10 protein-coding genes are annotated in these 13,630 nt (G+C 65.0%); 5 read left to right on the forward strand and 5 right to left on the reverse strand.

What is annotated here, in order from left to right; genetic code table 11:
- Nucleotides 1-12 precede the first annotated feature (12 nt).
- The 3 genes from KVX96_RS00080 to KVX96_RS00090 form a co-directional block, all read right to left on the reverse strand.
- The gene (locus tag KVX96_RS00080; protein ID WP_261191888.1) at nucleotides 13-3,006 is read right to left on the reverse strand and encodes a DNA translocase FtsK; all 2,994 of its coding nucleotides are present in this window, start codon (nucleotides 3,004-3,006) and stop codon (nucleotides 13-15) included.
- 14 nt (nucleotides 3,007-3,020) lie between these two features.
- On the reverse strand, nucleotides 3,021-4,202 hold the full coding sequence (locus KVX96_RS00085) for an aminotransferase class I/II-fold pyridoxal phosphate-dependent enzyme (protein WP_261195341.1): 1,182 nt from the start codon (nucleotides 4,200-4,202) through the stop codon (nucleotides 3,021-3,023).
- 118 nt (nucleotides 4,203-4,320) lie between these two features.
- Nucleotides 4,321-5,652 (reverse strand): amidase, encoded by a 1,332-nt coding sequence (locus KVX96_RS00090; RefSeq protein ID WP_261191889.1) that lies wholly within the window; start codon nucleotides 5,650-5,652, stop codon nucleotides 4,321-4,323.
- Between the two features lie 81 nt (nucleotides 5,653-5,733).
- Here KVX96_RS00090 and KVX96_RS00095 point away from each other — a divergent pair, with 81 nt between their 5' ends.
- On the forward strand, nucleotides 5,734-6,957 hold the full coding sequence (locus KVX96_RS00095) for an FAD-dependent monooxygenase (protein WP_261191890.1): 1,224 nt from the start codon (nucleotides 5,734-5,736) through the stop codon (nucleotides 6,955-6,957).
- Between the two features lie 3 nt (nucleotides 6,958-6,960).
- On the opposite strand, the gene KVX96_RS00100 is transcribed toward KVX96_RS00095, so the two are convergent.
- Complete coding sequence (locus KVX96_RS00100; protein WP_261191891.1) at nucleotides 6,961-7,620, reverse strand: YggS family pyridoxal phosphate-dependent enzyme; 660 nt, start codon at nucleotides 7,618-7,620, stop codon at nucleotides 6,961-6,963.
- Between the two features lie 115 nt (nucleotides 7,621-7,735).
- Complete coding sequence (locus KVX96_RS00105; protein ID WP_261191892.1) at nucleotides 7,736-8,740, reverse strand: porin; 1,005 nt, start codon at nucleotides 8,738-8,740, stop codon at nucleotides 7,736-7,738.
- A gap of 269 nt (nucleotides 8,741-9,009) precedes the next feature.
- Between KVX96_RS00105 and KVX96_RS00110 the strand changes: the two genes are divergently transcribed.
- From KVX96_RS00110 to holA, 4 genes are all read left to right on the forward strand, one after another.
- Nucleotides 9,010-9,483: a DUF3576 domain-containing protein gene (locus KVX96_RS00110; protein ID WP_261191893.1), complete on the forward strand. Its 474-nt coding sequence runs from the start codon at nucleotides 9,010-9,012 to the stop codon at nucleotides 9,481-9,483.
- 75 nt (nucleotides 9,484-9,558) lie between these two features.
- Nucleotides 9,559-12,108 (forward strand): leucine--tRNA ligase, encoded by a 2,550-nt coding sequence (gene leuS, locus KVX96_RS00115; protein ID WP_261191894.1) that lies wholly within the window; start codon nucleotides 9,559-9,561, stop codon nucleotides 12,106-12,108.
- A complete protein-coding gene (gene lptE, locus KVX96_RS00120) occupies nucleotides 12,095-12,583 on the forward strand; it encodes an LPS assembly lipoprotein LptE (RefSeq protein ID WP_261191895.1) in 489 nt (162 codons plus the stop codon). Before leuS ends, lptE begins: the two co-directional genes overlap by 14 nt.
- Entirely contained in the window at nucleotides 12,580-13,602 is a 1,023-nt protein-coding gene (gene holA, locus KVX96_RS00125) for a DNA polymerase III subunit delta (RefSeq protein ID WP_261191896.1), read from the forward strand. The genes lptE and holA overlap by 4 nt, the downstream gene beginning before the upstream one ends.
- Nucleotides 13,603-13,630: the final 28 nt, after the last annotated feature.

The raw sequence follows: 13,630 nt of genomic DNA on the forward strand, positions 1-13,630 counted from the left end.
GCGGTGCACCGCCTATTGCTGTTCCGGCACGAGGATCTCGCGCTTGCCGACGTGGTTCGCCGCCGAGATCAGCCCCTCTTCTTCCATCTGCTCCACAAGACGCGCGGCCTTGTTGTAGCCGATGGCCAGCTTGCGCTGGATGTAGGAGGTGGAACATTTGCGATCCTTGATCACCACCGCCACGGCCTGATCATAGAGCGCATCCTCACCGGTGGTGTTGCCACCGAGGCCCAGCACCGCGTCGATGTCGTCGGCCTTGTCCTCGTCCACGCCTTCCACGACGCCGTTCATGTATTCCGGCGGGCCGAAGGATTTGAGGTAGTTGACGATTTCCTCGACCTCTTCATCCGAACAGAAGGGCCCGTGCACGCGGGTGATCTTGGAGCCACCGGCCATGTAGAGCATGTCGCCCATGCCCAGAAGCTGCTCGGCGCCCATCTCGCCCAGAATGGTGCGGCTGTCGATCTTGCTCGTCACCTGGAAGGAGATTCGGGTGGGGAAGTTGGCCTTGATCGTACCGGTGATCACATCCACCGAGGGGCGCTGCGTGGCCATGATCAGGTGAATGCCTGAGGCCCGCGCCATTTGCGCAAGGCGCTGGATGCAGGCTTCGATCTCCTTGCCGGCCACCATCATCAGGTCAGCCATCTCGTCGACGATGACCACGATATAGGGCAGCACTTCGGGGGCGAATTCCTCCGTCTCGAACACAGGCTCGCCGGTATCGTCGTCAAAGCCCGTCTGCACCGTGCGGGAGAACATCTCGCCTTTGGCGAGGGTTTCCTTTACGCGGCCGTTGTAGCCGTCGATGTTGCGCACGCCCATCTTGGACATCTTGCGGTAGCGCTCTTCCATCTCCGCGACGACCCATTTCAGCGCCACGACGGCCTTCTTCGGGTCCGTCACCACGGGGGAGAGCAGATGCGGGATGCCGTCGTAAACCGAAAGTTCCAGCATCTTGGGGTCGATCATGATCAGGCGGCACTCTTCCGGCGACAGCTTGTAGAGCAGCGAAAGGATCATGGTGTTGATGGCCACCGACTTACCGGAGCCGGTGGTGCCCGCGATCAGCAGGTGGGGCATCTTGGCGAGGTTGGCGACGATGGGATCGCCGCCGATGTTCTTGCCGAGCGCCAGCGGCAGCTTCATGTTGCTGTCGCCGAAATCGCGCGCCGCGAGGATTTCGCGCAGCACCACCATCTCGCGGTTTTCGTTGGGCAGTTCGATACCGATCACCGAGCGGCCCGGCACGGTGGAGACCCGCGCGGAGAGCGCCGACATGGAGCGCGCGATGTCGTCGGCAAGGCCGATCACGCGGCTCGCTTTCAGGCCCGGCGCGGGCTCAAGCTCATACATCGTCACCACAGGGCCGGGGCGCACAGAGACAATCTCGCCCTTCACGCCGTAATCATCGAGCACGTTCTCCAGCATCCGGGCATTCTCTTCGAGCGCCTCGTCCGACAGGTGGTGGCGCTGGATCGTGCCGGGGCTGCGCAGCAGCGAGAGCGGCGGCAGCTCGTAGGCCGGGTGGGATTTCGGTTCCAGCTGCAGCGCGGGTTGCGCCTCGGCCTGCGCCTGACGGGAGGGCTGCACCGGCTTGCGCGGCGCGTGCTGGACAACCGGTTTCTGAACCGCGGCAGTCGGGATCACCCGGTTTGCCACCGGGGCCTGCGCCACGGCACCCGGCGCGGGCGTTTGCGGCGCGGGGGCTTCATCGTAGGCGTAATCCTCGGGCATGTAGCCGTCGTCGACATCGTCCGGCTGGTAGCCGTAGTCCTCTACCGCCAGCGGGGCAGGGGCCCGCAGGACAGGCTCTGCCGGGGCCTCAACGGCGGGCTGGGCCTGTACAGGCTTCTGCATGATCAGCGGCTGCGGGCCACGGCCACGGGTGAGCGAGGGCTCAAGGCGGCGGTCGGCCACCAACGGCTGCGTCTGGCGCACGCGGGATTTGATCACATCGGCGATCTTGGCCTTGATGCGCTCATCGCCATCGTCGATGGGCAGCGGCGCTTCGGTCGGCATGACGGGCATCACCGGCGCGGCATGGGCCTTGGGCTGCGCCGGTTTGCGGGCAAACATCCGCCCCAGCATGGAGGGCTTGCGGGGGGCGTCCGGTTCCGGCTCGTCGTCGATCAACTCGAAATCATCGTCCGCGTGCGTCACCGTCGGCTCAGCGCGCAGCACGCGGTGCTCGCCGCGTTTGGCGGGCGCAGTGACCTCGGGCGTGAAGGGAAGGCTGGCCTGCAGGTAGGCGGCTTCCTCGGCCTGAATCTGCGCTTCCTCGGCGGCAAGGCGCGCGGCCTGCTTACGCGCGGCGCGGTTTTCGCGGGCGGCCTGGGCGCTTCTGGCGGTGGCGCGGTAGCCCTTGCGCAGGAACATCATCGTATAGGCATAGGCCAGCACGATCCCCACCAGCACCAGCCGCAGGATTTCGCGCAGTTCGGGCAGGGTAAAGCCCAGTACGAAAAGCGCCATGCCAAAGGTGGCGATCCCCATGACGAAGCTCATCACGTTCAGACCGAAGGTGGCCTTCACCGGCGCAACGCCAAGGACAGCGCCCAGCACCGTATCGCCAAACAGCCCGCCAAGGCCAAAGCTGTGGGTCCAATCGGCCCCCGGCACGTAGGTAGAGGCAAAGACGGCGGCCATGGCAATGGCGATCGGCGCGAAGATCACGCGCGAGAGCGCCCGCTCTTCGCCCAGATGCAGCATCAGGCGGCCGCCCCAGGTGGCCAGCACCAGCGGCAGGCCCCAGGCACCGAAGCCGACGATGATGAACAGCGGCGAGGCGATGGAGGCCCCGAAGCGCCCCAGCCAGTTCTGCGCCGGTTCATCCGTGGCTGTCAGCCAACTGGGATCATCGGGCGTGTAGGAGGCGAGCATCAGCGCAAACAGCACCGCGCAGACAGCAAGCCCGAGGCCCAGCAGCTCCTTGCTGCGCCGCTCAAGGGCAGCCTGCATGTTGGAATCCAGAAGAGGTTCCCGCTGTCTTGCCTGATATGCCATCTTTTTACCCGTCCTCACACGTACAGACAGTCGCGAAGCCTGATCAGCCCGCGCTCCGTTTCTTCTTTCGGGGCGACAAGGGCGACACGAATGTAGCCCGCACCCGGATTATTCCCGTTCACATCCCGGCTCAGGTAGGCGCCCGGAAGCACCCGCACGCCGGTTTCCGTCCAGAGCTTCAGCGCTGCGGCCTCGCCATCGGCGACCGGAAGCCAAAGGAAGAACCCCGCTTCGGGGGAGGCATAGCCCTCGACCCCGGCAAAGATTTCATCGGCCAGATCGAATTTCTCCGCATAGGCGGCACGGTTCTCCACCACATGCGCCTCGTCGCGCCAAACACCTTCGGCCACCCGCTGCAGCGGCAGCGGCAAGGGCGCACCGGCGAAGGCGCGCAGCTGTTTGATGCGTTTCATGTTCTCAGGGCCGCTCGCCACGAAGCCCGAGCGCAGGCCGGGCAGGTTCGAGCGTTTGGACAGCGAATGGAAGATCACCACGCGCTCCGGGTCCGCGCCCATCTCATCCGCGATCTGCAGCGCGCCGGGCGGCGGGGTGCTGCGGTAGATCTCGGCGTAGCACTCATCGGCGAAGATGCGGAAATCATAGCGCTCCGCCAGCGCGATCAGATTGCGCCAGTATGCGGCGTCGGCCACGGCGCCCTGCGGGTTGGCCGGGGAGCAAATATAGGCGATCGTCACCCGGTTCAGCACCTCGGGCGGCAGCGCGGCGTAATCCGGCAGGAAGCCGGTTTCTGCGGTGGCGGGGACGTAAACAGGCTCCGCCCCCAGTGCGAGGCTGGCCACGGCATAGACCTGATAGAAGGGGTTGGGCATCAGCACCACGGGGCGCGCGCCGTTCTTGGTTTCGGGCGAAAGCGCCATGGCGGCGTTATAAAGCCCCTCACGCGTGCCGTTCAGCGCCATTATCTGGGTGTCGGGATCGCAGATCACGCTATAGCGGCGCTCGATCCAGCCCGCGATCTCCTTGCGCAGCTCGGGCGTGCCGTCATTGGGCGGGTATTTTCCGTAGCCATCCACATTGGCAGCCAGAATCGAGGAAACCCAACCGGGAAACGCATGCTGCGGTTCGCCGATTGTCATCATCACGGGATCGCCGCCGGGCGCATGCGCGTCCAGAAGCCCCCGCAAACGCGGAAACGCGTATTCTGGCAGGTTCGAAAACCGCTCGGGAAACACCATAACTGCCTCAGATATCGGGATCATTTCGCCCCGTTTGGAAGGAAGGATAGCCAAAGCCCCGCCGCCGGTCCAGAAAAAGCCAGCGGATTCAGGGGCCGCGCGGGGTTGCCTGTGGCTTTTAGGTCAGCGCCGCTTCGCAGGCCGCGCCGATTCGCAGCAGGCGTTCTTCCTGCATCGGGGCCGCCAAGATCATCAGCCCGCAGGAGGGCGTGCCGGTGGGCAGCGTGAGCCCGCAGAGCCCCATCAGGTTGCCGATGCGCGTGTTGCGCAGCGCCATGAGGTTTTCGCTCACGTAGTAGCTGTGATCGGTGGCGAGCCGCTTGAGGTTCGGCGGCAGGATCGGCGAGGTGGGCAGGATCATCGCGTCATAGCCCGCTGTGGCCTGCAGGTAGGCCTTGCGCAGCTTGCGCAGCCGCGCCCAGGCGGCCACGTAATCGGCCCCGCTGAAACTTGCACCACCCCGGAATCGTTCAAGAATTTCCGGGAACATCTTGTCAGGCGCCGCTTCGATGCGCGCTTTCCAGAGGCCATAGGCCTCGGTGGCAAACAGGATCGCCGAGAGCGAAAGCGCCTCTTCCACGGCAGGGATCACCAGCGGATCGACCTCCGCGCCCGCGCGCTCCAGCCTGCGTCGGGCAGTGGAAAAGCCTTTCGCCGGGGCCTCGCGGATGTCGTCAAAGGCTGCGGTTTCCAGCACCGCGAGCCGCACGCCCGCGAGCGACGCGCCGGAGAGATCCGCCGCCTTGGAGCCGCCCAGAACCGCCAGAATCTCCGCCGCGTCCTCAACGCTGCGGCAGAGCGGGCCGATGGTGTCAAACTGTTCACACAACGGCACGGCCCCTGCCATCGGCAGGCGTCCGAGCGTCGTTTTCAGCCCCACCAGATCGTTCCACACAGCCGGAATCCGCACGGACCCGCCGGTGTCAGAGCCGATGCCTGCCGGGGCCAGCCCAAAGGCGACAGAGGCCGCAGCGCCCGAGGACGAGCCGCCCGAAACGGCCTCGGCATCGTTGATACAGGGCGGCGTGGCGGTGATCGGGTTGTAGCCAAGGCCCGAGAAGGCAAGCTCGGACATATGAGTTTTGCCCAAGCAGCTGAGCCCGGCGGCGGTGGCATTGCGCAAGACTTCTGCGTCGCGCGCGGGCACGCGGCCCGCCAGCAGCGCGGAGCCGGATTCCGTGGCAACGCCTGCGGAATCAAAAAGATCCTTCCACGAGATCGGTACACCGTCCAAGAGCCCAAGCCGCTGGCCGGCCTTGGCGCGCGCGCGGGCCGCCATCGCCTCGGCGCGGGCGCGTTTTGGCGTTGTGCGGGCATAGATGCGGGCCGCATCGGGGTGCGCTTTGATCGCGGCAAGGTAGGCCTCGGCCAGATCCACCGGGCAGATCTCTCCGGCGTCGATGCCGCGCCCAAGGTCGGATGCGCTCCGTTTCAGCCAGTCTCGCCGCATGTCAGCCTCCCGCCGCTTTTGGCTGACCGTAGCGGCAGCACAGCGCATGGACAAGCGCGCCATTCCAGCCATATCTGGGGCATGACATATGACGCCGATATCCTGATCGCGGGCGGTGGGCTGAACGGCCCGGCGCTGGCATTGGCCCTCGCACAGGGCGGGCTTTCCGTGGTGATCGCGGACCCGACTCCCGAAGCCGTACTGGAAGCCGAAGCCTTTGACGGGCGCGGCTATGCGCTGGCGCTGGCCTCACAACGGCTGCTCGCCGCGCTCGGAATCTGGGGCGAGGTGGCAGAGAACAGCCAGCCGATCCTTGAAATCAAGGTCACTGACGGGCGCGCGGGCGAAGGCCCCTCGCCGTTCCTTTTGCATTTCGATCATGCCGAGATGGAAGAAGGCCCGATGGGCTACATGCTGGAGGATCGCCACCTGCGCCGCGCTCTGCTTGCCGCCGTGCGTGCCGCGCCCGGCATCCGGCGCGTTGAGGCCGCCGTGACCGGGCATGAACCAAGCGCAGCGGGCGTTTCGGTGACGCTGGCCAATGGCGAGTCGCTCACCACGCGGCTTCTTGTGGGGGCTGACGGGCGTTCCAGCCAGATCGCACAGCAGGCGGGGCTCAAACGGCAGGGGGCGGATTACCACCAGACAGCGCTCGTCTGCGCGGTGGAGCACGCCTTGCCCCACAATGGGATCGCGCATCAGTTCTTCATGCCCGCCGGGCCGCTGGCGATTCTGCCTTTGCCGGGCAACCGCTCCTCCATCGTCTGGAGCGAGGCCACCGAGGAAGCGGCGCGGATTCATGCGCTTTCGGACGAGGATTATCTGGCAGAGTTGCGCCCGCGCTTCGGCAATTTCCTTGGCGAGATCAGCCTCGCGGGGCCGCGCTTCACCTACCCGCTGCTGCTCACGCTGGCGGAAGCCTTCATCGCTCCTCGCCTCGCGCTTCTGGGCGACGCCGCCCACGGCGTGCACCCAATTGCCGGTCAGGGGTTGAACCTTGGCCTGCGGGATGTCGGCGCTTTGGCCGAGGTTCTGGTAGATGCACGCCGCCGGGGCGAAGACATCGGCAGCGAGGCCGTTCTGCAGCGCTATCAGGCATGGCGGCGGTTTGACACGGCGGCACTGGCGCTGGCGACGGACACGTTCAACCGGCTGTTCTCTAACAACAATCCGCTTCTGCGACTGGGCCGGGACCTAGGCATGGGGGCCGTGAACGCCATCCCTGCCCTGCGGCGCAGCTTCATGCGCGAGGCCGCGGGGCTGACGGGCGATCTGCCGCGCCTGATGAAAGGCCAACGGCTTTAGGCCTTAGCCCTGCGGCGGCACCCGCGCGCCGAAAATGGCGGAGCCAACGCGCACGTGGGTCGCGCCCAAGGCAACCGCGCGCTCATAGTCGCCGCTCATGCCCATCGACAGCCCGGTGACGCCATTGCGCTCCGCGATCTTGCGCAGGAGCATGAAATGCAGCGAGGGCTCTTCTTCCTCCGGCGGAATGCACATGAGCCCCTCAATCGTGAGCCCAAGTGCGCGACATTCTGCGATGAAAGCGTCGGCTTCTGCGGGCAGAACCCCGGCCTTCTGCGGCTCTTCGCCGGTGTTCACCTGCACGAACAGCGCCGGGCAATGGCCCTCTTCCTGCGCGATCCGGGCGATGGTGGCGGCGAGCTTGGGGCGATCCACGGAATGGATGGCATCGAACAGACCAAACGCCTGACGCACCTTGTTGGTTTGCAGCGGCCCCAGCAGGTGTAATTCCACACCGGGAAAGCGCGCCTTGAGGTCCGGCCACTTGCCGGCGGCTTCCTGAACGCGATTCTCACCGAACAGCCGATGGCCCTGTTCCAGAACAGCTTCGATCCGCTCCAGGGGTTGCACCTTGGACACGGCGATCAGCCGCGTTGCGCCTTCGGCGCGGCCTGCGCGTTTTTCCTCAGCACGGATGCGGGTGGTGATTTCCTGCAAGGACATGGGGCGGTCTCCTGTAAGGCGGACTTTCTTGAAGTCCTGCTAAATCAAACCTGCCGCTAAAAGAAAAGAGCGGGCCAAGGCCCGCTCTTTCCGTAACTCGCTAATCCGGGTTGGATTAGAAGTTGAACTTGATACCGAAGTCGGCCTTGTCGTCGTCGTTTGCACGACGGTAACCGCCAACCAGGGAAGCACCGCCGCCCAGGTCGTAGGAAGCGCCAACGCCGTAGGCTTCGTAGTCGGTGCCGGACAGCACGCCCTGGCCTTCTTCATCGTGGTAGAAGGCGGTCAGGGTGGTGGCGCCGAACACGTAGTCGAGCGAGATGCCCCACTGCTGGATCAGGTCGCCGTCGCCGTAGTTGGCTTTGACGGTTGCGTCGCCGAAGGAGGCTTCGCCGCCGATGTACCAGGCGTCAACCGAACCGGAAACGGTGGTCGGGCCAACCGGAGCCAGGCCGATGGTTTGGGTCTCGGTGGACACGGTGATGTCTGCGGTTTCCCAGCCAGCGCCAACTTTCCAGTTGTCACCGGAGTAGGAAGCACCAACGCCGTACACGTTGTCGGTGGACAGGGTGTCGGTGGTGTAGGTACCAGCAGCGAAGTCAGCGGACGTCGTGGTCTCGGAAGAACCAGCCGGCGAACCAGCGGACAGGTAGAAGGCGAACGCGCCGGTGGAGTACTCGTAGAGAGCCTGCGGCAGCGGAGCCAGGAAGTCGGTGTCGCCGTCGCCGTCGGTGTCGGAACCGGACAGGTAGGTCAGCTCGTGGGTGTCGTTCAGGCCGGTGAGGCCAACGCCGGAGATGTTGCCCACAGCAGCTTTAGCAGCGGAGTCAACGTCGCCCATGGAGAGCTTGCCGAAGTCGCCGGAGACGAACACGGAGCCAGCGGTGCCGCCGGAAGCGGAAGAAGCGTTGTCGGCACGGAAGGAGCCGCCGAATGCGATGCCGCCGTCGGTTTCACCGGAGAGGGTGAAGGACACGCGGGCGCGGGAGGTGAACTCTGCGTCGCTGTCGCTATCGTTGAAGATAACGCCGAGACGGCCGTCACCGGAGAGAGCCACGTCAGCGGCAGCAAAGCCGGCCGATGCGACGAGCGCGGTCGTGGCGATAAGAACCTTTTTCATCGTTTTCCCTCGTTTTCTAAAGGTGCGCCTCAATTCAGGGAAATCCGAACTGAGTATGCGGAAGTCTTTCGCTCTTTCGGCCCAGCCATGCAAGCCAAGCATGCGAATTCCACGGATTGGCCCAAATCGTGGTGCAGCTATGCCACACATCCGACACAGGCCTGAAAATCGGGGAAATATAACCCCTTCTATAAGGCAAAGGGGAAAAACCTTGCCCGCCTTCCGGGGCTCCGATAGTAGAAACCTGAACCGATACTTGAGGCAGGTCGATGGCAGTGCAACGGAATCTGGCGGTTTCTCTGGCTTTTGCGGGGCTTACGGCCCTTGCGGCGTGTGGAGCTTCCACTGATCCTGAGGATTACTGGGTAAGGGATGATCCCGTGGGCGGCGCCCCCGGCGAGAGCACGTTCTCCGATCTCTTCCTCAACATCGACGATCCCAACATCACGCTCGAAGTGAACAAGTACATCTGGAACGCGTCTCTGGATGTGCTGAACTTCCTACCGATTCAGTCTGCCGATCCCTTCAGCGGCGTGATCGTCACGGGATTCGGCACGCCGCCGGGCGGAGGCCGCTCCTATCGCGCGACGATCTACGTGCAGGACCCTGCGCTTGACGCCCGTTCGCTGAACGTGGCCCTGCACACGCAATCCGGCCCGGCCTCGCCCGATGCCGTGCGCGCCGTCGAGGATGCCATTCTCACCCGCGCCCGCCAGCTTCGCCTGCGCGATGCCGACCTCTAGACCTCAGGGCACCTTCTGATTAAGACGACGCCGGGCCCTCATGCCCGGCGTTTTCACGTAAAGGACCAGCAGCACATGTCCCGCAGCACCGCATCCGAGATCGAACCGAAGTGGCAGGCCGCCTGGGAGAAGGCCGGCGTGTTCACCGCGAAACGCGATGACGCCAAGCAGAAATATTACGTGCTCGAGATGTTCCCCTACCCGTCGGGGCGCATCCACATGGGCCATGTGCGCAACTACACCATGGGCGACGTGATCGCGCGCTACAAAGCCTCCTGCGGGTTCTCGGTGCTGCACCCGATGGGCTGGGACGCCTTCGGGATGCCGGCGGAAAACGCCGCGATGGCCTCGGGCGGCCACCCCAAGGAATGGACGTATAACAACATCGCCACCATGCGCGACCAGATGAAGCCGCTGGGGCTCTCGATCGACTGGTCGCGCGAGTTCGCCACCTGCGATCCGGAGTATTACGGCCAGCAGCAGAGCATGTTCATCGATTTCCTCGAAGAAGGCCTCGTGTACCGCAAGAACGCCGTGGTGAACTGGGATCCGGTGGACATGACGGTTCTGGCCAACGAGCAGGTCGAGAACGGGCGCGGTTGGCGCTCCGGCGCGCTGGTGGAGCGGCGCGAACTGACACAGTGGTTCTTCAAGATCTCCGATTTCGCCGAGGAACTGCTGGAGGCGCTTGACACGCTGGAAGACTGGCCCGCCAAGGTGCGGCTGATGCAGGAGAACTGGATCGGCAAATCCCGCGGGCTGCAGTTCGGCTTTGAGCGCACCGACGGCGGCGCGCCGATCGAGGTCTACACCACCCGCCCCGACACGCTGATGGGCGCGTCTTTCGTGGGCATCTCCCCGGATCACCCCGTGGCCAAGGCGCTGGAAGCCGAACGCGCCGATGTGGCTGAATTCGTTGCCGAATGCCGCAAAGGCGGCACCACGGAAGAGGCCATCGAAACCGGCGAGAAACTGGGATTTGACACCGGCATTCGCGTGAAACACCCGCTGGACCCGAACTGGGAGCTGCCCGTCTGGATCGCGAACTTCATCCTGATGGACTACGGCACCGGCGCTGTCTTCGCCTGCCCGGCCCATGACCAGCGCGATCTGGATTTCTGCCGCAAGTATGATCTGCCGGTGAAGAACACCTTCTTCCTGCTCGGCGACGATACGCCCGTGGGCAATGAAGCCCTCGTGCCGCCGAAAACCGAAAAAGTGCGTTGGGTGGATCACTTCGCCGGGCTCACCGAGGCCACCGGAGAAGAGGCCATCGAGGTGACGGTCGATTTCGCCGAGAAAGCCGGCTGGGGCACGGGCGTGACGAAATTCCGCCTGCGCGATTGGGGCCTGTCGCGCCAGCGCTACTGGGGCTGCCCGATTCCCGTGGTGCATTGCGAGACCTGCGGCGTGGTGCCGGAGAAGAAGGACAACCTCCCGATTCGCCTGCCCGACGACGTGAGCTTCGACAAACCCGGCAACCCGCTGGACCGTCACCCCACGTGGCGCGATTGCGCCTGCCCTTCCTGCGGCGCGCCGGCCAAGCGCGAGACCGACACGATGGACACCTTCGTGGACAGCTCGTGGTACTTCGCCCGCTTCACCGCCCCGCGCGCGGAAACGCCGACAGATCTGGCCGAAGCCGGCTACTGGATGAACGTCGATCAGTATATCGGCGGCATCGAGCACGCGATTCTGCACCTGCTCTATTCGCGCTTCTTCGCCCGCGCGATGCAGATCTGCGGCCACTTGCCCGAAAGCGCGAAGGAGCCGTTCAACGCGCTCTTCACACAAGGCATGGTGACCCACGCGATCTACATGACTGAAGGCGAGAACGGCCGCCCCAAATACCACTACCCCGAGGAAGTGGAGCTGCGCGACGGCAAGGGCTTCCTGTCTGACGGCACCGAAGTGAAGATCGTGCCGTCTGCCAAGATGAGCAAATCCAAGAACAACGTGGTGGACCCGCTCAACATCATCTCGGCCTTTGGTGCCGACACCGCGCGCTGGTTCGTGCTTTCTGATTCCCCGCCCGAGCGCGACGTGGAATGGACAGCCGCCGGGGCCGAGGCCGCCGCCAAACACCTGAACCGCGTCGCAACGCTGTCCGAAAAGATCGCCGCGATGGAGGCCGGTACCGCGGGCTCCGGCGACGAGGATCTGCTGCGCGCCATGCACAAGGCGATCCACGGCATCACGCAGGACATCGAAAGCTTCGGCTTCAACGCCGCCATCGCCAAGCTCTACGGCTTCACCTCGACTCTCGCCAAATCGCGGGCCGGGGCCGAGGCCCAGCGCGCCGCGATCACGGCGCTGGCGCAGCTGATGAGCCCCTTCACCCCGCATCTGGCCGAGGAAATCTGGGCGCAACAGGGCGGCGAAGGGCTTCTGGCGCAGGCCGTATGGCCGAAAGCCGATCCGGCGATGCTGGTGGAAGATACGGTCACCCTGCCGATCCAGGTGAACGGCAAGCGTCGCTCGGAACTGAAGGTCGCCAAGGATCTTGCGAAAGAAGAGATTGAAAAGCTGGCGCTGGCCGATGAAGCTGTGGTCAAGGCGCTGGCCGGTGGCCAGCCCAAGAAGCTGATCGTCGTGCCGGGCCGCATCATCAATGTCGTCGTTTGACCGCCGCACCCTCCTGATCTCGCTCGCAGGCCTCGCGGCCTGCGGCTTTGAGCCGGCTTATGGCCCAAGCGGAGCCGCCGCCAATCTGCGCGGCAGCATCCTCGTGGATGAGCCGACGGATCGGTTCAGTTTCGAGCTTCTGAAGCAGCTGGAAGAGCGGCTCGGCCAGCCGGTGAACCCCTCGTACGGGCTCGCCATCACGCTGCGGCTGGAAGAAGACGATCTGGCGATCACACAGGATCAAGAGATCCTGCGCTACAACATCATCGGCGAGGCAGATTTCGCGATTCGCAGCCTCGCTACCGATGCGGAGCTGTTTCGCGGCAAGGTGTCCAGCTTCACGGCCTATGCGGCCACCGGCACCACCGTTTCCACCCGCGAAGCCCAGCGCGATGCCTACGACCGCCTGATGGTGATTCTCGCCGATCAGATCACCTCACGGCTGATCGCCTCCTCGGGCAGTTGGCTGACATGAAGCTTTCAGGCCGCGACGCGAGCGCCTATTTCAAGCGCCCCGATCCCGGCAAGACGGGCCTGCTGATCTACGGGGCCGACGCGATGCGCGTGGCGCTCAAGCGGCAGGATGTGATCGCGGCACTGATCGGGCCGCAGGGCGAAGAGGAAATGCGCCTTGCCCGGATCCCAGCCTCAGACCTGCGCAAGGATCCCGCCATGCTCGGCGATGCCATCAAGGCGCCGGGCTTCTTTCCCGGCCCACGCGTGGCCTTCGTGGAAGACGCCACCGACGGGTTGGCGAAAACCATCGAAGGCGCGCTCAAGGATTGGCAGGCGGGCGACGCGCAAGTGATCGTCACCGCAGGCCAGCTCAACGCTCGCTCCTCCCTGCGCAAACTCTTTGAATGCCACAGAAACGCCTATGCCGTAGGGCTCTACGACGATCCCCCCACCCGCGCGGAGATCGAATCCGAGCTGGCCCAAAGCGGCCTGCGCAATGTGGACCGCGCCGCGATGCAGGATCTCGAAGCGCTCTCGCGCGAGCTTGGCCCCGGCGATTTCCGCCAGACTCTGGAGAAGCTCGCGCTCTACAAGCTGGGCGATGAAACGCCGGTGGTGAGCGCCGATGTGCTGGCCTGCGCGCCCGCCTCCACCGAAGCCTCGCTTGATGATGTGCTCAACATCGTGGCCGAGGGGCGCGCCGGGGAAATCGGCCCTGTTCTGGCCAAACTCGAAGCGCAAGGGGTACAGGCCGTGGGGCTTTGCATCGGCGCCACCCGCCATTTCCGCACCCTGCATGCGGCGGCCAGCGATCCCAAGGGGGCAGCCGCCGGCATCGCCCGCGTGCGCCCGCCTGTCTTCGGCCCGCGCCGCGACAGGATGCAGCGGCAGGCGCAGAACTGGGGCATGACGCGGCTCGAAAACGCGCTCAGCCTGCTGACCGACACCGATCTGCAACTGCGCTCCTCCTCCAAGGCCCCCACCATGGCCGCGATGGAGCGCGCGCTGATCCGCCTCGCCATGCTCGCCCGCCGCTGATCGCCACCCTACCGCTTGCAATGGCCGC

It is taken from the genome of Pseudoruegeria sp. SHC-113 (genome assembly GCF_025376885.1).
Lineage (GTDB): Bacteria > Pseudomonadota > Alphaproteobacteria > Rhodobacterales > Rhodobacteraceae > Pseudoruegeria.